Origin of the sequence: Salinimicrobium xinjiangense DSM 19287 (assembly GCF_000423585.1) — a bacterium.
Taxonomy (GTDB): Bacteria; Bacteroidota; Bacteroidia; order Flavobacteriales; family Flavobacteriaceae; genus Salinimicrobium; species Salinimicrobium xinjiangense.
Map to the genome: position 1 here is coordinate 94820 of NZ_AUIG01000014.1, position 22869 is coordinate 117688.

Annotated in this window: 24 protein-coding genes; 10 read left to right on the top strand and 14 right to left on the bottom strand. The window is 40.4% G+C overall.

Annotated features, from left to right (window positions below):
* Window positions 1–42: 42 nt before the first annotated feature.
* On the bottom strand, window positions 43–789 hold the full coding sequence (locus G564_RS0105880; RefSeq protein WP_029036842.1) for a C40 family peptidase: 747 nt from the start codon (window positions 787–789) through the stop codon (window positions 43–45).
* A 23-nt stretch (window positions 790–812) separates the two neighbouring features.
* Entirely contained in the window at window positions 813–1991 is a 1179-nt protein-coding gene (locus tag G564_RS0105885) for an acetyl-CoA C-acyltransferase (RefSeq protein ID WP_029036843.1), read from the bottom strand.
* Between the two features lie 111 nt (window positions 1992–2102).
* Here G564_RS0105885 and G564_RS0105890 point away from each other — a divergent pair, with 111 nt between their 5' ends.
* The gene (locus G564_RS0105890; RefSeq protein ID WP_029036844.1) at window positions 2103–4148 is read left to right on the top strand and encodes an HD family phosphohydrolase; all 2046 of its coding nucleotides are present in this window, start codon (window positions 2103–2105) and stop codon (window positions 4146–4148) included.
* A 10-nt stretch (window positions 4149–4158) separates the two neighbouring features.
* On the opposite strand, the gene G564_RS0105895 is transcribed toward G564_RS0105890, so the two are convergent.
* Window positions 4159–4611, bottom strand: a complete 453-nt coding sequence (locus G564_RS0105895) for a transcription elongation factor (protein WP_029036845.1) — start codon at window positions 4609–4611, stop codon at window positions 4159–4161.
* Window positions 4612–4710: 99 nt separating this feature from the next.
* Entirely contained in the window at window positions 4711–5118 is a 408-nt protein-coding gene (locus tag G564_RS0105900) for a hypothetical protein (protein WP_029036846.1), read from the bottom strand.
* A 159-nt stretch (window positions 5119–5277) separates the two neighbouring features.
* Here G564_RS0105900 and G564_RS0105905 point away from each other — a divergent pair, with 159 nt between their 5' ends.
* Genes G564_RS0105905 through G564_RS0105915 form a run of 3 tightly spaced genes read left to right on the top strand, consistent with a single transcriptional unit; the run spans window position 5278 to window position 7472 of the window.
* Window positions 5278–6630, top strand: coding sequence for an NAD-dependent succinate-semialdehyde dehydrogenase (locus tag G564_RS0105905; protein ID WP_029036847.1), 1353 nt, complete (start codon window positions 5278–5280; stop codon window positions 6628–6630).
* A 5-nt stretch (window positions 6631–6635) separates the two neighbouring features.
* A complete protein-coding gene (locus G564_RS0105910) occupies window positions 6636–7061 on the top strand; it encodes an NUDIX domain-containing protein (RefSeq protein ID WP_029036848.1) in 426 nt (141 codons plus the stop codon).
* A gap of 21 nt (window positions 7062–7082) precedes the next feature.
* Window positions 7083–7472, top strand: a complete 390-nt coding sequence (locus tag G564_RS0105915) for an acyl-CoA thioesterase (RefSeq protein ID WP_029036849.1) — start codon at window positions 7083–7085, stop codon at window positions 7470–7472.
* A 3-nt stretch (window positions 7473–7475) separates the two neighbouring features.
* On the opposite strand, the gene G564_RS0105920 is transcribed toward G564_RS0105915, so the two are convergent.
* The 3 genes from G564_RS0105920 to G564_RS0105930 all read right to left on the bottom strand — a co-directional run bounded on the left by G564_RS0105920 (window position 7476) and on the right by G564_RS0105930 (window position 10304).
* On the bottom strand, window positions 7476–8573 hold the full coding sequence (locus G564_RS0105920) for an endonuclease/exonuclease/phosphatase family protein (protein ID WP_029036850.1): 1098 nt from the start codon (window positions 8571–8573) through the stop codon (window positions 7476–7478).
* 111 nt (window positions 8574–8684) lie between these two features.
* Entirely contained in the window at window positions 8685–10016 is a 1332-nt protein-coding gene (locus G564_RS18670) for a mechanosensitive ion channel family protein (RefSeq protein ID WP_051205330.1), read from the bottom strand.
* A gap of 3 nt (window positions 10017–10019) precedes the next feature.
* Window positions 10020–10304, bottom strand: coding sequence for a DUF3817 domain-containing protein (locus G564_RS0105930; protein ID WP_029036851.1), 285 nt, complete (start codon window positions 10302–10304; stop codon window positions 10020–10022).
* Between the two features lie 216 nt (window positions 10305–10520).
* Between G564_RS0105930 and galE the strand changes: the two genes are divergently transcribed.
* Entirely contained in the window at window positions 10521–11552 is a 1032-nt protein-coding gene (galE, locus tag G564_RS0105935; protein WP_029036852.1) for a UDP-glucose 4-epimerase GalE, read from the top strand.
* A gap of 135 nt (window positions 11553–11687) precedes the next feature.
* On the opposite strand, the gene G564_RS20120 is transcribed toward galE, so the two are convergent.
* Window positions 11688–11831 (bottom strand): YqaE/Pmp3 family membrane protein, encoded by a 144-nt coding sequence (locus G564_RS20120; protein WP_084625583.1) that lies wholly within the window; start codon window positions 11829–11831, stop codon window positions 11688–11690.
* A gap of 212 nt (window positions 11832–12043) precedes the next feature.
* Between G564_RS20120 and G564_RS0105940 the strand changes: the two genes are divergently transcribed.
* Complete coding sequence (locus tag G564_RS0105940) at window positions 12044–13156, top strand: DEAD/DEAH box helicase (protein WP_029036853.1); 1113 nt, start codon at window positions 12044–12046, stop codon at window positions 13154–13156.
* Here G564_RS0105940 and G564_RS0105945 read toward each other — a convergent pair whose 3' ends face one another.
* The 3 genes from G564_RS0105945 to G564_RS0105955 are packed head-to-tail and all read right to left on the bottom strand — an operon-like array spanning window position 13157 to window position 15170.
* On the bottom strand, window positions 13157–14059 hold the full coding sequence (locus G564_RS0105945) for a cation diffusion facilitator family transporter (RefSeq protein WP_245583662.1): 903 nt from the start codon (window positions 14057–14059) through the stop codon (window positions 13157–13159). It abuts the gene before it with no gap.
* A gap of 37 nt (window positions 14060–14096) precedes the next feature.
* On the bottom strand, window positions 14097–14738 hold the full coding sequence (locus tag G564_RS0105950) for a YqaA family protein (protein WP_037373570.1): 642 nt from the start codon (window positions 14736–14738) through the stop codon (window positions 14097–14099).
* Between the two features lie 57 nt (window positions 14739–14795).
* Window positions 14796–15170, bottom strand: a complete 375-nt coding sequence (locus G564_RS0105955) for a hypothetical protein (RefSeq protein ID WP_029036856.1) — start codon at window positions 15168–15170, stop codon at window positions 14796–14798.
* Between the two features lie 229 nt (window positions 15171–15399).
* Between G564_RS0105955 and G564_RS0105960 the strand changes: the two genes are divergently transcribed.
* On the top strand, window positions 15400–16119 hold the full coding sequence (locus G564_RS0105960) for an SDR family oxidoreductase (protein ID WP_029036857.1): 720 nt from the start codon (window positions 15400–15402) through the stop codon (window positions 16117–16119).
* 31 nt (window positions 16120–16150) lie between these two features.
* Here the strand turns inward: G564_RS0105960 and G564_RS0105965 are convergent, their stop codons facing one another.
* Both G564_RS0105965 and G564_RS0105970 read right to left on the bottom strand, forming a co-directional pair.
* Window positions 16151–17059, bottom strand: a complete 909-nt coding sequence (locus tag G564_RS0105965) for an alpha/beta fold hydrolase (RefSeq protein ID WP_029036858.1) — start codon at window positions 17057–17059, stop codon at window positions 16151–16153.
* 9 nt (window positions 17060–17068) lie between these two features.
* Window positions 17069–17749 (bottom strand): type 1 glutamine amidotransferase domain-containing protein, encoded by a 681-nt coding sequence (locus G564_RS0105970; RefSeq protein ID WP_029036859.1) that lies wholly within the window; start codon window positions 17747–17749, stop codon window positions 17069–17071.
* 200 nt (window positions 17750–17949) lie between these two features.
* On the opposite strand from G564_RS0105970, the gene G564_RS0105975 reads away from it, so the two are divergent.
* The 3 genes from G564_RS0105975 (at window position 17950) to cysM (ending at window position 22169) form a co-directional block, all read left to right on the top strand.
* Window positions 17950–20163, top strand: a complete 2214-nt coding sequence (locus G564_RS0105975; RefSeq protein ID WP_051205331.1) for an FUSC family protein — start codon at window positions 17950–17952, stop codon at window positions 20161–20163.
* A gap of 333 nt (window positions 20164–20496) precedes the next feature.
* Window positions 20497–21285, top strand: a complete 789-nt coding sequence (epsC, locus tag G564_RS0105985) for a serine O-acetyltransferase EpsC (RefSeq protein ID WP_029036861.1) — start codon at window positions 20497–20499, stop codon at window positions 21283–21285.
* A complete protein-coding gene (gene cysM, locus G564_RS0105990) occupies window positions 21282–22169 on the top strand; it encodes a cysteine synthase CysM (RefSeq protein ID WP_029036862.1) in 888 nt (295 codons plus the stop codon). Before epsC ends, cysM begins: the two co-directional genes overlap by 4 nt.
* Before the next feature lie 113 nt (window positions 22170–22282).
* Here the strand turns inward: cysM and G564_RS0105995 are convergent, their stop codons facing one another.
* Complete coding sequence (locus G564_RS0105995) at window positions 22283–22828, bottom strand: hypothetical protein (protein ID WP_029036863.1); 546 nt, start codon at window positions 22826–22828, stop codon at window positions 22283–22285.
* Window positions 22829–22869 lie beyond the last annotated feature (41 nt).

Consider the following 22869-nt stretch of genomic DNA (forward strand, 5'->3'; position numbering starts at 1 on the left):
CAGAAGTAATATGGAAAAACCCGCTCAAATCGAGCGGGTTTTTTATATGATCTTTTTTATCACCCTAAGCTGATGGGTATGTCGCCGCAAGTCGGCATTGTAAATTCCCGAATGGTCGATACGATCTAATCGTACTCTTCCATCTGCGTGAATGATGTAGTTATCGTTCATCATTATTCCCACATGATTGATGATTCCATCAGGGCTATCGAAAAAAGCAAGATCTCCGGGTTCACTTTCTTCAATAAAGCTTAAAGAGTCTCCTTGTTGTGCTTGTTGGCCGGCATGGCGGAATAACTTATATCCGTGAAGTTTATACACCATCTGTGTAAAACCGCTGGCATCAATACCAAAGGGACTTCTTCCCCCATGCAGGTAAGGAGCGTTTAAATAGAGAAAAGCTGTTTCTATTAGTCTTTCCTTTTCAAGAATACCTGTAATGGTGTTTCCGGAATGTTTATGATCTAAAAGATCTATGCCGTTGAGTGTAGAACCCAGTGGAATGGGTATTAATTGACTGTTTGCCGTAACAAATTCCACCAGGTCTGCAGAGAGATTTGGAGCCTCTTCGTAGAGCCGGTGGTAGTCGTTTTCATCTATTTTTGCTAACTGTTTATTCTCAATCCAGGCTTCCATAGCTTCAAAAGAAGTACGGATCCTTGACCATTTCGCCCTTTCCTCCAGCACTTTACAGGTTTCCCCATAAAGTAGCTGGCTCAGCATTTCGGAAGTATGGGAAGGTTCTGTCCTTAAGGGGACAATACCTAAATAAGATATGCCATATTGCATTAAACAGAATTTCGAGATAGACGTTACTGGCGTTCAATGATCATTGCCGAAGCACCACCACCACCGTTACATACTGCAGCGGCACCAATTTTTCCATTATTTTGTTTGAGTACGTTAATGAGGGTCACAAGGATCCTGGCCCCTGAACAACCCAGTGGGTGACCCAAAGAAACAGCTCCTCCGTTGACATTCACGTTACTGTCTTCAAGACCCAGGAGCTTCATATTTACCAAGCCAACAACAGAAAAAGCCTCATTGAATTCAAAATAATCTACCTTATCGATGGAAACTCCCGCTTTATCAAGTGCTTTAGGTAATGCTTTTGCAGGTGCCGTGGTAAACCAGATTGGTTCTGTCGCTGCATCTGCAAAACCTTTAATGCTTGCTAAAATTTCAAGCCCCAGTTCTTCAGCTTTTTCCCTACTCATTAGGATCAAAGCAGCGGCACCATCATTAATAGTGGAAGCATTGGCTGCAGTTACTGTACCTTCTTTACTAAAAGCAGGACGTAATGAAGCTATTTTATCCATTTTTACATTCCTGTATTCCTCATCCTCTTTCACAATTACAGGATCTCCCTTTCGCTGTGGGACTTCAACAGGAACAACTTCGTCATCAAATTTTCCTTCTTCCCATGCCTTACGTGAGCGTTCGTATGACTGAATAGCAAATTTATCCTGCTCTTCCCTTGAATAATTATGCTCTTTTGCACAATGATCTGCCGCTACTCCCATGGCATTATTATCGTAAGCATCTACAAGACCATCTTTTTGCATTCCATCGATCATTTGGGCAGGACCAAATTTTTGTCCATTCCTTAGATGCAGATAATGTGGGATAAGGCTCATATTTTCCATTCCTCCGGCTACAATTATATTAGCATCACCAAGAGCTATAGACTGTGCTGCCTGCATCACTGCCTTCATTCCACTTGCACAGACCTTATTTACCGTTGTGCAGGGAACATTAGTAGGAATTCCTGCATCCAGAGCGGCCTGTCTTGCAGGAGCCTGGCCGTTACCGGCCTGCACCACATTTCCCATGAGTACTTCATCCACCATTTCTGGCTTCAGGTTTATTTTGTCGAGAGCTCCTTTTATTGCGATAGAACCCAGTTTAGTGGCCGGAACACTGGATAAGCTTCCAAGGAAACTACCTATTGGTGTTCTTACGGCGCTCACTATTACTACTTCCTTATTCATGGTTTCAGTTTTAATTTTTTCTCTCGCGAATTTAATCATTTTATAAGGAACAAACCAATGACTTAGATACAGCCGTCTTTTTTAGTACATTTGGAGAGAGATAATTTCTGTATGAAATCTTTTATCAATAGTCTTTATAAGAATCAGGACCTTTTCTATAAGGTCTTTTTATTTCTCCTTACCACTTTTCTCATTGTGTATTTATTTCCAAAGGGAGGAAAATTTAAATATGAAATTCCTAAAGGAAAGCCATGGCAGTATGAAAATCTTTATGCTCCCTTTGACTTTGCTATTCTTAAATCCCCTGAAGAGATTTCGGCAGAGAGAGAGGAGATAAACAAAACTCATATTCCATACTATGATTACAATGCTGATATCGCAGCAGAAGTAGGAGCCGCTCTTCAGGAACAGTTCTCGAGGGTTTTTCCGGATACCCTAACCAGAAACGAAACCAACCGTTTGCGGGAATTCATTGAAAATACTTACGAGGAGATCTATGATGGTGGGTTGCTTCAGGAGATAGTCCCTCTGGATTCAGACCAGCTTATCTATTTGCGGGAAGGCAATGAAGTGGTGGAAACTACTTACCAGAATATCATAAAACAAAATCAGTTAAGAGATCTGCTCAATCGAAGGATAGATCAGGCTCAGCTTCAAATTTTCAGGGAGGAGCTAATAAGTTTATTCTTTGATTCGGTAAAACCTAATGTCACCTATAATGAGGCACTTACCCAAAGTGATCTTGAAAGCAGGTATAATCAGATTTCTTATACCCGCGGAAACGTGGAACGTGGGACAATAATAGTTGCCAAAGGGGAAGTAGTCGAAGGGAATAAGCTCCAGATCCTAAATTCTCTAAAGGCAGAATATGAATCTCAGGTTTGGAGTGAGGCGAATTATAACTGGGTAATAGTAGGATACACCATGCTCGTTTTCCTGGCATTGCTAATGCTCATGTTGTTCATTAGGAAATACAGGTATGATATTTTTCAGAACAATATAAAAGTCACCTTTATCTTCTTTAACGTGACCATAATGGTGCTTTTAACTATGGTAGTGATAAGATTCAATGTGGAGTATATTTATGTAGTGCCATTGTGTATCCTGCCGCTTACCTTGAAAGGATTCTTTGATTCAAGGCTTGGCTTATTCACACATGTTATTACAGTCCTGCTTTTGGGTTTTATAGTACCCGACAGTTACGAATATATGTTCCTCCAGATCATTGCGGGAATAGTAACTATACTCACTGTATCAGAACTATACAAGAGGGCTAATCTCTTCATTACTGTCGGCCAGATTACGCTGGTGTATATCCTGTCATATTTTGCATTTACCATTATCCAGGAGGGATCAATAAATGAGGTAGAGCCTGAAACTTTTTTAATGTTTATCCTGGGAGGGCTGGCTACTCTTTTTGTACAACCCCTCATCTATGCTTATGAAAAGATCTTTGGATTGGTTTCAGACATGTCTCTGCTCGAACTTTCAGATACCAATACAAAGTTGCTGAAGGAATTGTCGGATAAAGCCCCCGGGACCTTTCATCATTCCCTCAACGTGGCGAATCTTGCTGAAGCAGCTGCCAATGAAATTAATGCCAATTCAATGCTGGTGAGGGTGGGAGCTTTATATCACGACATTGGAAAGATGAAGGATCCAACTTACTTCACAGAAAATCAAACCACCTCAGTCAATTCTCATGATGAGCTTTCGCCAAAGGAGAGTGCCCAGATAATTATCGAGCATGTAATCAATGGTATTGAGATTGCAAAAAAGAGGAATCTGCCAGACAGGGTCATTGATTTCATTCGCACCCATCATGGGACTACCACGGTTTATTACTTCCTGAAAAAGGCGCAGGACAATGAAGGAGAAGTCAATGAAGACGATTTCAGATATCCTGGGCCTATGCCCTTTAGTAAGGAAACCGCTATTCTCATGATGTGTGACAGCGTGGAAGCAGCCAGCAGGAGTATAAAGGAACCCACCTCCAGGGTGATTGATGAATTCGTTGAGAAGATTATCAATAAGCAAATGGAGGAAGGACAGTTCCTTAATTCAGACATTACTTTTATGGAAATTCAACTGGTAAAAAAAGTGCTAAAACGCAAGCTTAAGAATATTTATCACCTGCGTATAGAATATCCGGAATAGCCTTAGCCTTCTACCAAACATTTACAATGTCAACTTCTCCATCCCTGAATTTAAAGGAATCTCCGGCTTTCTTTCCGTCCAGTTCTTTATATAAAGGAGCATCTGTGGATATTGCATATACTTTGCTGCCACTTTCCAAGTCAATTTCTCCCAGGGGAACAGAAATAAAGTAATAGCCATTTTCGGTTTCTACCACACTGCCGGGCCTTATGACCTCACTCCTGTGATCGAGGTCCAGATTGGCAAGGGTTTCCTTCATATTGCGGACTCTATCCAGGTACGCGGCATTTTTTTCATATTCTGTGAGCATTTCACCTTTATTGCCATACTCGTCAAAATCAGGATGAAATTTATTCTGTTCATTCTGCCCACTTATGCTGTTCATTTTCTCATTATACTGCTCAATACGTTCATTTACGGTATCAAGACATTTGTAGTAGAGTTCTTCTTTATTTATGCTCATTTTTTCACGTTTTCCTTAAAATTAGCCAACGTGAAATTTAATAAAGAACAATTAGCAAAAGTTTAATAATTACGAATATCCAAGGGTAGCAGAGATGTTTTATACAGCCGAACGAGGATCCAGAAGTTGAATATTGCTCTGTATTCGTTCCACCACCAGGTTCATCATTCTTTTATTTAATGCAGACGAATTGGTAATATAGAATTGATATTCTTCTATAGTAAACTGGCCAATGATCATTCCCTTCAGACTATTTCTGAATTTGATATCCTTTTGTATGGCATTTTCGATATAGTGAATTCTCTTTTCCACACTCATTTCAAAAAAAACATTCTTGTGCTTTTGAACATAATTTTTAAATGCTTCCAGCAGGAGGTCGTTCTGTAATTTGATTACCGGGCGCAAAGTCCTGTTTTGAAATTTTTCATCGGGTAAGGTCGCCGATGAGATCACAGCAGATTTAATTTGCGGTCTTAATCTAAGCAGGTTTTCATCTCTGGTATTCATAACTTGGGTTTTTATTAAATATAAGAAAAGTACTTATAGAGATGTGGAAAAGGGTTTTACACTTATAAACGTGTTGTGAACAATGGAAGCAGCGTTAAAATCCTTCTAATAGTTTTAAAGGCTCCCGTGATCTTTTTATCTTTAGAAAAAGCCACTTTTATGATCCTTTCCCAAAATCCTTATTCCGGTGAAACTCTAAAGGAACACAAGGAATTTACTTCAAATGACATTGATAATGCTCTTAAAAAAGCAAGTTCTGCATTTAAATTCTGGAGAAATGAAACCTTTTCTAAGCGTTCTCAACTCATGCTTAAAGCTGCGGAAGAATTAGAGGAAAACAAGAAGGAATATGCCAGAACAATTACTCTGGAAATGGGAAAACCAATTACCCAATCTCTGGCCGAAATTGAAAAATGTGCATGGGTGTGTAGATATTATGCTGAAACAGCCGAAGAGCATCTGGCTCCTGAAGAAATAGCTACAGATGCCGGGAGAAGCTATGTGAATTATGCTCCCATGGGAGTGGTGCTGGCAATTATGCCCTGGAATTACCCTTTTTGGCAGGTATTTAGATTTGCTGCCCCGGCACTTATGGCCGGAAATGTTGGGTTACTTAAACATGCCAGTAACACTATGATGTGTGGGGAAAAGATTGAGCAGGTCTTTAAACGGGCAGGCATTCCAGAGGGGGGCTTTCAGAACCTAATAATTGGAAGTAAAAAAGTAGAGGAAGTGCTTCGCGATGAGAGAGTAAAGGCGGTTACCTTAACCGGCAGCGGACCGGCAGGAAGTGCTGTTGCCGAAACAGCCGGAAAACTCATCAAAAAATCTGTACTTGAATTAGGCGGCAGTAATGCTTTAGTGATCTTCGAAGATGCTAATCTTGAGGAGTCTGTAGGTACCTGCGTACAGGCCCGCTTTCAAAATACAGGTCAAAGTTGTATTGCAGGAAAAAGACTGCTGCTCCACAAAGACATAGCAGATAAATTTACAGAGTTGTTCCTTAAAAAGGTAAAGGAACTGAAAGCCGGAGATCCCCTGGACGAGGAAACTTATATAGGAGTGCAGGCAAGGGAAGATCTGGCGAAAGATCTTGAGGAGCAGGTAAAAAGGTCTGTTGAAATGGGCGCAAAACTTTTAACAGGAGGGGATCGAAAAAAGGCATTTTTTGCACCTGCTGTTTTAGGAAGAGTTACTAAAGAGATGCCGGTTTTTAAAGAGGAAACTTTCGGTCCGGCGATAGGGATAACAATTTTTAATAAGGATGAAGAGGCTGTGGATCTCATTAATGTCACAAAATTTGGTCTGGGAGTTTCCCTGTTTACCAGCAGTCATGAAAGAGCCGAAAAATTAATTCCAAGTATTGAAGATGGGGCTGTGTTTGTCAATGAACTTGTAAAAAGCGATCCGCGCCTTCCGTTTGGTGGAACGAAGGAATCAGGTTATGGCCGTGAACTTTCTAGATTCGGGATCAGGGAATTTGTAAATATTCAAACTATCTATTTTAAATAAAAAAGATGTCCAAACAAAATATTGCAGTAACTACAGATAGCGTAATATTTAGTACTCAAAACGGTGAGACTAAAGTTCTTCTGGTAAAGCGAAAACAGGATCCTTTCAAAGGAAAGTGGGCTCTTCCGGGTGGTTTCCTTGAGGATGAGGAACCGCTGGAAGACGGTGCGAAAAGGGAACTTGAAGAAGAGACGGGACTCAAGGTCACAACACTTAAACAACTAAAAGCTTATGGTACTCCGGGGCGCGATCCCCGCGGCCGGACCATCAGCATCGTCTTTTATGGTGAGACCGGTTCGGAAGAAGAAGTCAAAGGAAATGATGACGCCGAAGAAGCTAACTGGTTTTTACTCAATGACCTGCCTCAACTTGCTTTTGATCATTCCGAAATTTTAGAGGAGGTAAAACAGGTTTTTTACTCCAACAGCTAATTTAATTTTAATATTTTTTTCATGAGATTTCATACCCGAAAATGGATCAAGCCGCAGGATCTCAATCCCAACGGAACCTTATTTGGAGGCCGGCTTTTAGAGTGGATAGACGAGGAAGCTGCTCTTTACGCTATTATTCAGCTGGAAAATCCCCGTACCGTTACAAAATTTATGAGCGAGATCGATTTTAAAAGTTCTGCCAGGGAAGGAGACATTGTAGAAATTGGAACGGATGTGGTGAAGTTTGGTAAAGCTTCATTAACTCTTAAATGTGAAGTAAGAAACAAGATGACCCGGGAAGTCATTATAACCATTGAAAAGATCGTTATGGTAAGTCTTGATGAAGAAGGAAAAGCCCGGCCCCATGGCAAAACAAAGATTGAATATGTAAAGGACAGGTTAGAAGATTAATTTTCACTCCTTTCCTTCAGCTTTTTCCTTTCGATCTTTTTTATCTTCTTTTTTGATCTGGTCTTCTGCCTCCTTCATTTCGGCTTCATCTGGCGGTGATTTCTTTTGAATGGCTCCTCCTTGCGGTTCCAGACTTAACCTGGCATAAAGAGGGAAGTGGTCAGACTCAATATTGTTTCCTACATGCATTTGAACCAACCGAAATTCTTCTGAAACAAATAAATGATCGAGTGGCCACCTCATGAGCCAACTGTCTGCATTATAGGTATTAAAAAATCCTCTACCAATACGGGGATCAAGTAAGCCACTTATCTTTTGAAAAAGCTGTGTAGATTCAGACCAGGCTACATCATTAAAATCTCCCGCCACTATTACCGGAAGCTCTTCTTCTTTTGCCATTTTTGCGACCATCATCATTTGCGCATCCCTGTCAGTTGAAGAGGCATCATGAGGAGGCATTGGAGGAGTGGGATGTATAACATGTAATCTAATGAGTTCCCGGGAGGGTAGAACCACCCTGGCGTGCATTGAAGGAATACTGTCTTCCAGAAGGAATCTAATTTGCGGCTCTACCAGTTCAAGACGTGAAAAGACCAGCATGCCGTAGGTATTGTCCAGTGGCATTTCTATTCGATATTCATAACCATAATTTTTTAATCCTTTTCTTATTTCCTCCTGCCAAACCCTGTCTGTTTCGGTAAAAATGATCAGGTCAGGGTTTTGCAGAAAAATTTCATTGATAAGCATGTGGTATTCCTTATTCTTCTGAAGCACATTGGCAGCCATAATGCTTATACTACGCTGAGGAATTGCGGCATCATTTTTATTCACCTCGACTTTAGAAAAAGGTGTATAGGGAAAGATCTTTGTTAGCTGAAGAAGAAAGCAGGCACCCAGGACAATTATGAAGGTGTAATCTCTCCAGCTGCGGATATTGAACCTGAAAAAATAAACCAACAGTGCAACCAGTGTAAGGATAGTTAACTGCACATGAGGAAAGTCAAACATTCGTATCCACCAGTAATCTGAAGCTACAAAAGGAAATAGAGAAAGTATTACAGCCAGAATTCCGAAGCCCTGGAGAAAAGGTTTTAAATGCATGAAGAATTAGCCTTAGATTAAGAAGCAATTTAATTCTCATCTAAAATACGTTATTCCGGGAGTTCTCAGGGAAATTTGAAAGCTTTTACTTTCTTTCTGACTTAGAAGCCTTTATTCGAGCCGCTTGGATTTATCTATTGCCATTTCAGGCTGAGAATTATCAGAAGTGCTTGAATAACTTTTTAAAGCTTTAACAATATCATCGCCCGAAGGAGATTCAAATAACTGTAAATCAAAATAAGGTACGGCAGCAATAAGATGGTCGAAAATATCTGCAGTAATGGCTTCATAGAATTCCCAGCGCTTATCTGCACTAAAACAGTAGATTTCCACAGGAATTCCCTGTGTTGTAGGTGGGAGATGTCGCACCATCATAGTCATTTCCTGATGGATCTGCGGATGACTTTTTAGATAAGCAAGCGCATAATTCCTGAATATTCCCAGGTTTGTTTGATGCCTTCCGTTAAGCAGATGCTTTTTATTCACACCAAGCTTCCGGTTATATTCATTGATCTCTTCCTGTCGTTGTTTAATATAAGGGGCAATCAAGCCAAATTCTTCGAATTTTGCGATGTCTTCATCATTTACAAACCTTATGGAATTCTGTTTGATATTTAAAGAACGTTTTATCCTCCGGCCCGGGGATTCCTGCATTCCTCTCCAGTTATGAAAAGAATCGGCAATGAGGTTGTAAGTGGGAATAGTGGTGTAGGTATTGTCCCAGTTCTGCACCCGCACCGTTGCAAGATTTATTTCAGTTACAAAACCGTCTGCTCCATATTTGCTGAAGGTGATCCAGTCCCCAATACGAACTATATCATTTACAGAAACCTGGATAGAGGCTACAAAACCAAGGATGGTATCTTTAAATATAAACAGGATGATCGCAGAAGCAGCTCCCAGGGAAATTAGAAAACCTATTACAGATCTTCCCGTAATTTCTGAAAAGATGAAGATAAGTCCTATGGACCAGAAAACGATCATTAAGACCTGGGTATAACTTTCAATAGGTTTATCATGGTAGCGCTCATGCCGCTTCATATAGTTTGTTGTAGTGCGCAACAGACTCCGGGCAATGAGCACAGTAAGAATGATAATATAAATGTTGACCAGTTTCTCGAATACCCCCAGTAGCTTTGGATATTCTTCAAAAACGACAGGGACCGTAAGGATGAGCAGCAAAAGAGGAAAGATGTTGCTCACATATTTGGGAAAATTACTCTTTACCAGGTAATCATCAAAAGTGGTCTTGGTTTTATTTGTAAATCGTTGAAAAGCAGTGAGCAGGATTCTCTTCATCACGAGGTGAATAATATACCACAGGATAAAAACCACTGCGATATTCACCAACATGTTCAGGAAGTGAGCTACATCTGCATCGAGGCCTTTCTCTATAAGAAATTCGGCTAAAAAACTACTAAGATCTTTAATATCTTCCCACATGGGTTAAAGGTACTTTTTCTCGACATAGAAAGGACCCAAAGGTAGCACAGAGCTTACGCAAATGATCATGAGGGTCTTTAGATTCCATCCCAGAGGTTTAAAGAGGAGCAGTGCACCCAGTATATAGGCCACGAACAAAATTCCGTGTGCCATTCCCACTGTCTGCACCATTTGAGGGGCATCCCAGATATATTTTAAAGGCATGGCAATTAATAAAAGGACAAGAAATGAAACACCTTCAAAGATGCTGATCCATTTAAAAGTTTTAACCTGATTTTCCAGTGACATATTTCCAATTTTTTATGGCTGCAAATATACTCCATTCTCTTCGATCCTGAATCCAAATTTTTAATTCATTCTCAGGAAAATCAGGGATCAGCAGCAGCTTGTTGTCTGATTCAGAAAAGTTTAAATGACCTCCTAAAAAACCCGATACTTAATAGCGAAACCCATGGGTAATAAGGTTACATTTTCTTAATTTGCGGAAGATTCAGAAATATAATAATGAGCAAAAAGATATTAGTTACCGGCGGTCTTGGGTATATTGGCTCCCATACGGTTGTTGCCCTTCAGGAAAAGGGTTTTGAAGTGGTCATCATTGATAATCTTTCCAATTCCTCTTTGGATGTACTTGGAGGTATCACCAGGATCACCAAGGTGTCTCCGGAATTTGAGAAGTTAGATCTAAGAGATAAGAATTCAGTAAAGGCTTTTTTTGAAAGATATTCGAAAATAGATGGGGTTATTCACTTTGCTGCTTCAAAGGCTGTGGGCGAAAGTGTTCAAAATCCTTTGCTTTACTACGAGAATAATATAAATACTCTCATTTATATCCTTCAGGAATTAAAGGAGAGGGAGGATTCCAGATTTATCTTCAGCTCCTCCTGTACAGTGTATGGACAGGCCGATGAACTGCCAATCACAGAAAATGCTCCTGTAAAGAAAGCCGAATCTCCCTATGGGAATACCAAACAAATAGGAGAAGAGATCATCGCCGATACCTGTAAGGTTGTACCACGATTGAAAGCAATATCCCTTCGCTATTTTAATCCTATAGGGGCCCACCCAAGTGCGAATATTGGAGAGCTTCCTATAGGGACACCTCAAAACCTTGTACCGTTCATCACCCAGACTGCAGCCGGGAAAAGGGAAAAACTTTCAGTTTTTGGTAATGATTATCCAACGCCCGATGGAACCTGTATAAGAGATTATATCCACGTCATGGATCTTGCAAGGGCACATGTAGTTGCACTCGAGCGATTACTGGAAGGGGAACAGGAGGAAAATTATGAAGTGTTCAATCTGGGAACAGGAAAAGGTAATTCAGTTCTTGAAGCCATAAAAGCCTTTGAGAAAGTTTCAGGACAAAAACTGCCATATGCGTTTGCCGACAGGAGGGAAGGAGATGTAATTTCTGCATATGCAGATACCACCAAGGCAAATGAAGTCCTTAAATGGAAAGCAGAATATGACATTGAAGATGCTATGGAAAGTGCGTGGAAATGGCAACAGAAGCTTGAAGTAAAAGAAGATTAAAAGAGAAACTGTCTAAAATATAAGCTTAAAGGCTAATTCAAACTTTTGGATACCTTCGTTAGAAGGTTTTTGAACCCGATCTCTCACATCGGGTTCTAAAAGGGGATTTACATTTTAGACAGTTTATAATTTCTCTTAATTTACTATGAATGCATGGATCACTCCAGGCAGCCAACCTATTAAAGTAAGGACAATGCTTATCAAAAGAGTTGTTCCTACTCCATGATTTAGATAGACTGCTAAAGGAGGTAATAGGATATTCAAAATGATCGTAAGCATGATTCTTTTTTTATTGGTTATATAACCAAATTAGTGATAAATTATTAAAATTTCTTTTCGAATTTTCGGTTTAGCTTCATTTTAACATGCAGATTATTAATAATTTATGCATCCTCAAGAATGAAGGCAGAGTTGATGCGGCCTCAGCTTATTTGGAGCCCGGCCACTTCGGAATATAACAGAATAAGCTATCTTCGCTAAAAATTAACGGAATGACATTTAAGGAACTGGGAGTTTCAGAAGAAATAATAAAAGGCTTAAAAGAGATGGGAATTGAGCATCCTACAAAGATTCAGGAAGCCGCTATTCCTGTGCTGACGGAAGGCACAGTAGATTTTGTAGGGCAGGCGCAGACGGGAACAGGAAAAACGGCTGCTTTTGGATTACCGCTACTTGCCCAGATAGATCCAGCAAAAGAAGAGGTGCAGGCTTTGATCCTCGCTCCAACCCGCGAACTTGGGCAGCAGATCGCACGACAATTGTTTAAATTCACTAAGTATTCGGATAAAGTCTTTACTGAAGCTGTCTATGGAGGTGAAAAAATTGATATCCAGATAGCGCGCCTTAACAGACCTACACAGATCGTAGTGGCTACGCCCGGACGATTAATAGATCTTATGAAAAGAAAGGCCATAGACATTAGGCGAATCAAAACCCTTGTGCTGGATGAAGCCGATGAGATGCTTAGTATGGGCTTCAAAAAAGATCTCACTACTATTTTGGAAGCTACTGATTCTAAAGAAAGGAACGTATGGTTATTTTCTGCTACCATACCTCAGGAGCTAAATGAGATCATTAATAAATATGTCAATAAGGGGGCCAGAAGGGTGAATATTGACAAGCAGGATGCCGTAAATACCGGAATTCAGCATCAGTATGTCGCCGGGGATGATAACAGTAAACTTGATACGCTGGCATACTTCCTTAAATCTATGGGTAAGAAGCGGGGAATAATTTTCACAAAAACCAAAACTGCAGCCAGAACGCTCTCAAAACAGCTGTTGGCTAAAAATTATGAAGTGGGTTTACTGGAGGGAGATATGCTTCAAAAAGACAGAGATAAAGTCATGCGGGCATTCAAGAATAAGAATCTGAGACTTCTCGTTTCTACAGATGTTGCTGCCCGCGGAATAGATGTTGCCAACCTTGCTTTTGTGGTTCACTACCAGTTGCCAGATCAAACAGAATATTATACACACCGCAGCGGCCGTACGGCCAGGGCAGGAAATACAGGAATATCCCTTGCGCTGGTGAATCAGTATGAACTAAAAAGAATTGGACAATTGGAAAGGGATTTGGGAATAAAATTTACCAGGATCAGATAATTAATTCAGGTCACAGGATTCCTCATCAAGTTCGGTCTCTATTGTGTAGTGATCGAACTTGTATTCTCTGAGAATATTTTTCACTTTCATCTTTACATCCAGTAATTGCTGGAACCGGCTAATGTTCTTAAGTTTTATATGTGTTGTAAAAACATGATCTGTTCCTTCCAGTGACCAGACGTGCATATGATGTAGAGAGTCCACGTGAGGGATTTCGATTAATTTCCTTTCGATTTCTTCAAGGTCGATCTCCCTGGGCACTCCCTGTAAAAATATGAACAGGGTTTCCTTAAGTCTTTTGAATACATTATACAGGATATATAGAGTAATTAAAAGAGAAAGTGCAGGGTCCAGATATGGGGTCTCATAAAAATGCAGGATTATTGCTACAATTAATACTGCCAGCCATCCCAAAACGTCTTCAATAAGATGCCAGGAAACTACTTTTTCATTCATGGAAGTACCTTTAGAAAGTTTCCAGGCTGCAAATCCATTTACTGCGACACCGACAATGGCAAAGAGAAGCATTCCTCCGGCATCTGAATACTCCGGCTCAAATAGCCGTTTAACGGCTTCTGTGATCACGAAGACAGAACCTGCTATTAGAACCAGGCTATTGATAAGTGCTCCCAAAAGAGAGAAGCGTTTATACCCAAAGCTAAACCTGGAGTCGCCCTTTTGACGTGATTTGTTCTGCAGGTACCATGAAGTTCCTAAAGACAGCGTGTCGCCAAGGTCATGAACAGCATCTGAGATAATTGCGACGCTGTTTACATAAAATCCACCTATTAATTCAAATACAGTAAAGGCAGCATTCAGAAAAAACGCCAGTTTTAGATTTTTAGAAGAGTGGTGATCGTGCTGATGTTGGCCCATAAAAAATCCCGTACTAAGGATATCCAAAAATACGGGATTTAAATGCTTTTTTTAATGCTTTGCCTTACACGATCTTAAAAATCACCAGGGCATAACCATAAAATCTAATGAATCTCAAAAGTCCAAATAGTAAATAATACCTGAATTTATAATGTATAATTCCTGCTGCAACACTTGTTATAGCGAACGGAATAGGTAAAAGAGCACCTACCACGATTAAAAATCCACCCCATTTCTCGGTGTTTTTAATGTGTTTGGACATTTTAGTCTCCATGTAACGGTGAACAGAAGGTATTCTGGTTATTGCTTTTCCTGCCCAATAGGAAATGATCCCACCTACATAGGAAGCTAAAGCCAAAAAGCTGAGATAGAGAACCGGCATTGCAGACTTTCCTGCCCAGGCAATAAACAATTCCGGCGGAACAAGCCCTAAACCAATGGATTCTGAGGCCAAAAATACCGCAAGTATACCTAAGGGGGAAAATGTTTCAGTTACGGTAATCAGTACGCTATTGATACTAATGACATATTCATTTACAGCAACTATGGCTCCAAGAAAAAGAAGAACAGGCAAAATTGCCTTTTTCAAACTGGCACCAACAAACCTGTAAAAACCTGTATAATTATAATATTGATGAAGTAATTTCCAACGGGGTTTTTTATTCAACACCACATCATTCTTCTTCTTCATATTCCTTTCCTTCATTTAAGCTCTTTTTCAGTAATATATTCAATTATTGAGCCACAGTGGTAAAACAAAAGGTTAATTCTCTTCAGCGTAGGCCGTTAAATTATTACTGTATTCTCTTAATTCCAGGGCATTGATCTTGTTCCGGGATTCAGACATAAGAGACAGGAGGTAATCCAGACTTTCTTTGGGATCTGCTTCAGTAGTTTCCAATTCATCTTCGAATCCCTCTACCGGCTCATCTTCCGGAATTGGAATATCGAAGGTATCGTAGGTTTCGATGTGCTCATAGGTAAGCCTTATCACTTTAGCCAGCAGCGGATTTTTTTCTTCTACCGCATAGGGCCTCAACTCCTTCAGATCTTCAACAATAGTGTTTGTGATGATACCATTACGCATTAGGTCGCGTTGTATTTTATTCAGAAGTTTTTGTGCCTTAGGATTTTCCAACTTTGCAATTTTTTGATTAGACAATGATTTCTGAAAAAACCTTTAATCCCTTTCAGAAAGTGTGCAAAGATAATTGAATCTGCGGGTAAACAAAGTGACTTTTTTTAAAGATTTTTTCTTCTCACGTTAAATTTTAGGCAGCTTCTTATTAGAAAGAATTAACAAACAATTAAAAGCTGCCTTTTCAGCATAGCACAGGGATTTAATAGCTTTACGGGAAAACACACACATGAATGATTTAAATAACAAAGTAGCTTTCGTCACAGGCGGTAGCAAAGGAATAGGATACGGCGTAGCCGCAGCTCTTTCGGCAAAGGGCGTGAGAGTGGGAATTACAAGCCGGCACCTGGATGAAGCAGAAAAGGCTGCCAGGGAGATCACTGCTAATGGAAAGGCCGAAGTCATTGGCCTGGAAGCTGATGTACGCGATTTTGACAGTCAAAAATCTGCAATTGGAAAAGTTGTAGAAAAGTGGGGACAGCTCGATGTACTTGTTGCTAATGCAGGTGTCGGGCATTTCGGGTCTATTGAAGAACTAACTCCCGAGCAGTGGCAGCAAACCATAGACACTAATCTTACCGGAGTATTCTACAGCCTTAAAGCATCTGTACCTTACCTTAAAAAAACAGGGGGATATATATTTACCATTTCAAGTCTCGCAGGGACCAATTTCTTTGCCGGCGGCTCTGCATATAATGCCAGTAAGTTTGGAGTGACTGGTTTCACACAGGCTGCCATGCTAGACTTAAGAAATTATGACATAAAGGTTACTACTATAATGCCCGGCTCTGTAGCTACACATTTTAATGATCACACTCCTTCAGATGAAGATGCATGGAAAATCCAGATTGAGGATATAGGAGAACTGGTAGTGGATCTATTAAAAATGAATCAGCGTGCTTTGCCGAGTAAAATTGAGATCAGGCCCACAAAGCCTCCACAGAAATAGTAAAATAATATAGTATTAAAAAAGGAGGTTTTCAAGCCTCCTTTTTTACTGTTTTAAGATGTACAGATTTGGCCAGCTCGATAATCTTATCGGCAATGGCTAGCCAGGCTTCTTCCTGCAAAAAATGGCGGGATCTTAATTGATGAATCTCTTGAAGACCGGCCGCTTTCTCAATCTCCTTTCCATAAGTATCCAGTTGCAGGGCAGGGTCATTTGCGCCCCAAATTGCCTGAACCGGGTATGAGGTATTCTGAACAGCCTTGTAACACAGGTTCCTGAAAGATTCAGAAGATTCAAAGCTGCGCATGATCTTCAAAAATGCTTTTCCGTTATCTTCTCTTTTGAGCAGATCGACATAGGCATTCATCTCTGCCGGGCTTATACGGGAGGAATTGACCACACCCATTTGCCTGAACATTACCGGCCAGGTGAGGTGTGTCATCATCTTTAATTCTGCTTCTCCTAAAACCCTTTTTTCAAAAGGTCTCATCACCACCGGTTTTTTGAAATTCACAACGTCAATCCAGGTATTGAGTATGGTGAGAGACATAATACGGTTGGCATGTCTCGCGGCAAGAGCGAATCCTATGGGTCCGCCAATGTCGTGAACTACTAGATGAAATTTCTTAAGCTTTAAGACTTTTGCAGCATTGTATACGAAATCTGCCAGATTGGAAAATGAATAATCGAAATTTTCAGGTCTTTCAGTTAAACCAAGACCCGGAAGATCTATAGCAATGCCCTTATATCCTTTTTTCTCTAATGACCTGAGAACTTTTCTATATAAGAAAGAAGAAGTAGGAACACCGTGAATACATAAAACTGTTTCCCCGCGTCCATACTTTAAAGCGAAAGTTCTTAGCCCATCGACCTGAAAATAAGTGCCTGAAGCTTCATGTTCTTTTATTACATCTGTAACAGATCTCTCTTTTTTTGCCATAGGCATTTTTTAAGCTTTTTGAAGCAATCTGAGCAATTCTCTTGCAGCTTTCTCTGAAGAAGCAGGATTTTGACCGGTAACCAATTTACCATCCACTTTGACATAAGAACCCCAATCGTCTCCCTTACTATAATTGGCGCCCAATTGATTCATTTTGTCTTCGATTTTGAAAGGCACCACATCAGACAGACCTACTGCATCTTCTTCAGAATTGGTGAAGCCGGTGACATCTTTTCCTCTCACCAGGGGATTCTTATGATCTTCTACATTTGCCAGTGCAGCAGGAGCGTGGCACACAAAAGCCATAGGTTTCATTTGCTGATTGAAATCTTCAATTAGAGAAATTGATTTTAAGCTGTTGGCCAGATCCCACAGAGGACCATGCCCACCCGGATAGAACACTCCATCATAATCTGAAGCATCAACATCTTCAAGCTTCCTGGTCATGGAAAGCTTTTTTTGCAGTTCCTCATCTTTGTCAAATCGTCTTGTGGCATCAGTTTGTGCATCTTCGCCTGTACTTGAAGGGTCTATTGGAGGTTGTCCTCCTTTAGGGGACGCAAGTGTGATTTCGGCTCCTGCATCGGCCAGTACATAATAAGGGGCAGCAAATTCTTCTACCCAAAAACCGGTTTTCCTGCCTGTATCTCCCAATTTATCGTGAGAGGTTAAGACCATTAAAATTTTCATAGATATAATTTTTATTAATTGAAGTAAAGACAAGGCTTGGAGCCCTGTTTCCCCATTTTTAAAATTACAATGCCTGCAGGCTTCAGCCAAAGTTGAGATACTAATTAAAGGTTAAAAATCATTAGTGTATCAAAGTTTTTTGAATTCTTCTGCTTTCACTTTTAAAACAGGATTAGCTTTGTAGTAAATTATTTATGTAGTTGAATCCTTACCAGCAAATTAAATCTTTCTTTCATCTTCTCAAGACTGCCGAATTTTCCAGGGGAATAAGGTTTGCAGTAGCTGCCATCCTTCCTCTATTGATTGCAGGTTACTTTGATGCTCTTGAAATTGGTATTGCCATGGCTATAGGAGTTTTACTTACTTCCCCAAGTGAAGTTCCGGGTAGCCTGAGACGGCGTGTAATAGGAGTTTTCCTGTCTGTAATTATAGCAGTCTTTGCAACAGTCATTATTGGATTTGCTTTGGGAAACACGCTGGTCTTCCTTCCTATATTCATCTTACTCACTTTTCATTTTTCCATGATCTCGGTATACGGTTTCAGAGCTTCCCTGATTGCCTTTTCGGGTTTGTTAGCCATTGTACTGAGTATGGCGCAGGTGGCTTCAGAAGGAGGGATTATCACCCATGCCTTATGGATTGGGGCGGGAGGTTTGTGGTACCTGCTTTTTTCGCTTCTATTGCACCATCTTTTCCGCAGAAGGGAAACCGACCTCTTACTTTCTGAAGCTTTTGATCTAACTGCAGAGTACCTGGAAATACGCGCTTCATTAATGTGTCAAAAAGGGGAAGAAACAGAGGAGCTTCAAAAGCAGCTTTTTGTTTTGCAGACTTCCATAAATGAGAAGCATGAGCTAATAAGAGAAATGGTGATCACCCGCAGGAAAAACTTCGGAAGGTCTGGTATGGTTAGAAAGAGGCTACTCATCTTCATGGAACTGGTGGATATCCTGGAGTTGGGAATGGCTAACCCGGTAAATTCTGAAAGAATGACAGAACTTTTCAGCAATCACGAAGGGAAGGTACGGCAGGTAGAGGAATGGAGCCTTTTAATGGCGGCCCGGTTAAGAGAAATTGCTGAGGTTTTTCGGAAGGATCGAACCTATGAGAAGGAAACTGCCCTTCATTCCAAAAAGTCGGAAATATGGAAAGATTTTGAAAATTTTGAAAACTCAGCTAATCTTCCTGAAGAAAATGAATTGTTACCGGTTTACAGAAACCTGCTTTCGTTCAAAGATAAGCAGTTCCAGAAATTAATTTCTATCGAGCGACTCCTTACTGAATGGGACGGAAAAAGCGGATATGGGATGAAAAGACAGGATGCTGTTCGTTTCCTCACAACTACAGACTATGATCTGAAAACGATGCAGGACAACCTTGATTTGCAATCCCCGATCTTCAGACATTCACTGCGGTTAACTGCAGCCATGATCATTGGATTTTTAATCGGGGAATTTTTTGCAGTACAGAATGCCTACTGGGTTCTTCTTACAATTCTGGTGATCATGCGACCCGGTTATGCTCTAACCCGCGACAGATTTAAACAGCGGCTCTATGGAACTTTAATTGGCGGGGCGGCCGCAGTTACCCTGGTAATATTTATTAAAAGCCAGATCTTATATGGTGTCCTAGCTGTAATATCCCTTGTCCTGGCCCATTCCATGATACAACGCAATTATAAGACGGCTGCTGCTTTCATTACCCTCAATGTGGTTTTTGTTTATAGTCTGTTACAGCCAAATGCGCTTGAGGTAATCGAGTATAGGGTATTAGATACTGTTGTAGGTTCCGGGATAGCTTTTTTGTCTGCCAAATTTCTCTGGCCCACCTGGGAATATTCAACTATTAATAATTTTATTAAAGAAAGTATCAGATCAAACTCAGCATTTCTCAACGAAGTCGAATTATTCTATAGGGATGAATCAAGTATGGCTTCCTACCGGTTGGCCAGAAAGAAAGCTTTTCTTGCTATGGGAGACCTGAATGCTGCTTTTCAAAGAATGGCGCAGGAGCCTAAAAGCGATAAAAAACATCTTGAGGAGATCTTCAGGATCGTTTCTCTAAACCAGGAGTTGCTTTCGGCTACCGCCTCCCTTGGAACCTTTATCCGGACTCATCCCGTGACGGAGGCTACAGAACATTTTAAAAATTATATGTTGGCTATCCGGCAGAACTTATCGACCTGTTTGGGGGAATCCCGACTTGATGAAAAAGATTTCTCAGGCGAAATAGCAGCTGCAGAAAAATTTTACCGGCAGTTGTATCAAAGACTTATAATATTGAAGGAAAGAAAACAGGAAGAGCGGGAAGGTTTTGTTGGAGCTGAACTACAGGAAGTACAGGTGGTAATGGATCGGCTCAAGTGGCTTTATGAAATAAGTGAAAGTCTCAAAAAAAATATCATTAAAGCATAAAGCCACCCTTGTGAGGTGGCCTGAAAAAATGCTCGAATGTGATATAAAAGACAGATTACTTTTTAGTCTGCTGTCTTCCTTTTTGATCTGACTTCTGATCTTGCTTTTTAGCAGAATCCTGCTTTTGTCCGGATTTTTTTTGGTCTTGTGCCATGGTTTAAGTTTTTGATTAATAATACATTTTAAAATTACAACACCTTGGGGAACAAAGTTTTAATCCCCGGTTTTTTTAACCTTTCTTTTATAGTTAAAAAATTTTGTACGAAAACAAAAAAAGAAGGAAGAACTGGTCTTGGCTATCTATTTAGTAAATTTGAAGTTCAAGGAAATTATATGGACCAAAAAACAGTTATTAAGCGGATTACCGATCAAAAACAGTTACCCAATCTCAGGTTCAGGATCAAAGAAAAAGCAGAAGCTTTTACGCAGCATCTTTTCTATACGCTGTTCGACAGGGATACTCCTGTTGAAGAAAACCTACAAAAATTAGCTTTTGATTTCGAAGAACTAGGTAACCTGGTTTGTTGGGAACCTCATAAACCCTGCTTAGAGGTTTGGGACAATTACTGTCAAAAATTACCACACCTTCTTGAAAAGATCAACCTGGATGCTGTTGCTATTGCAAATAACGATCCCGCAGCAAATTCGGTTGAGGAAGTATATCTTTCCTATCCCGGATTTTTTGCCATAGCTGTTTATCGTTTAAGTCATGAATTTTACAAGCTGGGACTGCCGCTGGTCCCCAGATTAATGACCGAATATGCCCATAAATTGACAGGAACAGATATTAATCCGGGGGCGCAGATTGGCGATTCATTCTTTATAGATCATGCTACGGGAGTGGTGATTGGAGAAACTACCGTCATTAAAAATAATGTAAAAATTTACCAGGGGGTAACTCTTGGGGCCCTTTATGTGGAGCGCGGGCTGCGAAATAAAAAACGTCATCCCACAATTGAAGATGATGTGACCATATATGCAAATGCTACTATACTTGGAGGAGAAACAATCATAGGAGCCGGAAGTATTATAGGTGGGAATGCCTGGCTTACGAGCTCAGTTCCGGCAAATTCTTTCGTTACTCATGCTCCTAATATCAATATTAAAAATTTAAACAAATGAGCCAAAGCGTACTCGATTTAATTGGGAATACCCCTCTTGTAAGAGCACAAACCCTTGTAAAAAACCCGGGAGTAGAGCTATATTTTAAACTTGAAGGTCAAAATCCAGGGGGAAGTGTAAAAGACCGTCCTGCCTATAATATGATCAGGAGAGCTCTTGAGCGGGGAGAAATAAACGCAGAAACCAAACTTATTGAGGCTACCAGTGGTAATACGGGTATAGCTTTGGCTATGGTAGCACGCTTACTAAACCTTGATATCGAACTCATCATGCCCGAAAATTCGACAGTCGAGCGGGTGCAAACCATGAGAGCCTATGGAGCCAAAGTAATACTCACAGACGCAGATGGCGGCATTGAAGGAGCCAGAGATTATGCCGAAGAGCGAATGAAGAGTGGAGATTATTTTATGCTTAACCAGTTTGGAAATGATGATAACTGGCAGGCTCATTATACAAGTACAGGCCCTGAAATATGGAAGGATACCCATAAAAAGATCACTCATTTTGTTTCTTCTATGGGAACTACCGGCACAATTATGGGTACTTCTACTTTTCTTAAAGAGCAGAATAAGGACATTCAAATCATAGGAGTACAACCGGGAGATGATGCGAGGATTCCAGGGATAAGAAAATGGCCAAAAGAGTATTTACCCAGGATTTTTGATCCGGCGAAGGTGGATCGGATTATAGAAGTAACCGAAAGTGAAGCGCGGATAATGACAGCCCGCCTTGCCGAGGAAGAAGGTATATTTGCAGGAATGAGCAGTGGAGGTGCGACTGCTGCGGCACTAAGGCTGTGTGATGAACTCGAGAGTGGAGTAGTGGTGAGTATTGTTTGTGACAGAGGAGACAGATATCTGTCTTCAGATCTTTTTTCAAAATAAAGAAGCTGCCAGAAATCTATTTAATTACTTTTTCCAAATTGTTCCAATTATGAACGCTATAGAATTAGTGATCAAACTTATTCTGGCAGCTTTTTCTCAAAAATTTAGGAGAGTTATAGCCCGGTGAGGCTTAAAAGCTCCCTGTCCTTATTAATCCGTAGTCTTTGAATTCCTTCTGCATCTCTCACTTTAACCTTAAAATAGGCTTTGTGAATATCCCATCCTTTTGTAGAAGCGACATATCTGTTTCCAAGGATAGCAGCGTCACGATATTTTTCCAGAATCTGCAAACGTGCATTTTCGGGTAACCTCACGTCTTTAAATTTCTGAAAAGAAGATACCAACTCTCCCGATTGATTGAACCGGGCCACTAAAAATCCTTTATTACTTATAAAGTTTACCTGGTAAGAATGGTAACCGGATTCTTCGTTGTCTGCAATAAATTGCTGGATATCAAAACTGTTCTTCATAAAGGCAAGGGGATCTCTCTGGAACTCGCCCACAGTCTTTTCAGGAATTTCAATTTCAAGACTATTGGTATTAGGATCTAATCTCATTGATTCCTTGCGGTAATCAACTTTGGCTTCATCAAGAAGGATCTGTGAATGCCCTGAGCTTAAAAAGCCAAACAGGAGCAAGCATAAAACTAATTTTTTCATAGCACACATGTTTTAGATTAATATTTTATAAAGGTACTATG

Excerpts from the sequence above, each read along its gene's own strand:
- G564_RS0105880 (WP_029036842.1), bottom strand. The coding sequence starts at position 789 with ATGCAATATGGCATATCTTATTTAGGTATTGTCCCCTTAAGGACAGAA.
- G564_RS0105885 (WP_029036843.1), bottom strand. The coding sequence starts at position 1,991 with ATGAATAAGGAAGTAGTAATAGTGAGCGCCGTAAGAACACCAATAGGT.
- G564_RS0105890 (WP_029036844.1), top strand. The coding sequence starts at position 2,103 with ATGAAATCTTTTATCAATAGTCTTTATAAGAATCAGGACCTTTTCTAT.
- G564_RS0105895 (WP_029036845.1), bottom strand. The coding sequence starts at position 4,611 with ATGAGCATAAATAAAGAAGAACTCTACTACAAATGTCTTGATACCGTA.
- G564_RS0105900 (WP_029036846.1), bottom strand. The coding sequence starts at position 5,118 with ATGAATACCAGAGATGAAAACCTGCTTAGATTAAGACCGCAAATTAAA.
- G564_RS0105905 (WP_029036847.1), top strand. The coding sequence starts at position 5,278 with ATGATCCTTTCCCAAAATCCTTATTCCGGTGAAACTCTAAAGGAACAC.
- G564_RS0105910 (WP_029036848.1), top strand. The coding sequence starts at position 6,636 with ATGTCCAAACAAAATATTGCAGTAACTACAGATAGCGTAATATTTAGT.
- G564_RS0105915 (WP_029036849.1), top strand. The coding sequence starts at position 7,083 with ATGAGATTTCATACCCGAAAATGGATCAAGCCGCAGGATCTCAATCCC.
- G564_RS0105920 (WP_029036850.1), bottom strand. The coding sequence starts at position 8,573 with ATGCATTTAAAACCTTTTCTCCAGGGCTTCGGAATTCTGGCTGTAATA.
- G564_RS18670 (WP_051205330.1), bottom strand. The coding sequence starts at position 10,016 with ATGTGGGAAGATATTAAAGATCTTAGTAGTTTTTTAGCCGAATTTCTT.
- G564_RS0105930 (WP_029036851.1), bottom strand. The coding sequence starts at position 10,304 with ATGTCACTGGAAAATCAGGTTAAAACTTTTAAATGGATCAGCATCTTT.
- galE (WP_029036852.1), top strand. The coding sequence starts at position 10,521 with ATGAGCAAAAAGATATTAGTTACCGGCGGTCTTGGGTATATTGGCTCC.
- G564_RS20120 (WP_084625583.1), bottom strand. The coding sequence starts at position 11,831 with ATGCTTACGATCATTTTGAATATCCTATTACCTCCTTTAGCAGTCTAT.
- G564_RS0105940 (WP_029036853.1), top strand. The coding sequence starts at position 12,044 with ATGACATTTAAGGAACTGGGAGTTTCAGAAGAAATAATAAAAGGCTTA.
- G564_RS0105950 (WP_037373570.1), bottom strand. The coding sequence starts at position 14,738 with ATGAAGGAAAGGAATATGAAGAAGAAGAATGATGTGGTGTTGAATAAA.
- G564_RS0105960 (WP_029036857.1), top strand. The coding sequence starts at position 15,400 with ATGAATGATTTAAATAACAAAGTAGCTTTCGTCACAGGCGGTAGCAAA.
- G564_RS0105965 (WP_029036858.1), bottom strand. The coding sequence starts at position 17,059 with ATGGCAAAAAAAGAGAGATCTGTTACAGATGTAATAAAAGAACATGAA.
- G564_RS0105970 (WP_029036859.1), bottom strand. The coding sequence starts at position 17,749 with ATGAAAATTTTAATGGTCTTAACCTCTCACGATAAATTGGGAGATACA.
- epsC (WP_029036861.1), top strand. The coding sequence starts at position 20,497 with ATGGACCAAAAAACAGTTATTAAGCGGATTACCGATCAAAAACAGTTA.
- cysM (WP_029036862.1), top strand. The coding sequence starts at position 21,282 with ATGAGCCAAAGCGTACTCGATTTAATTGGGAATACCCCTCTTGTAAGA.
- G564_RS0105995 (WP_029036863.1), bottom strand. The coding sequence starts at position 22,828 with ATGAAAAAATTAGTTTTATGCTTGCTCCTGTTTGGCTTTTTAAGCTCA.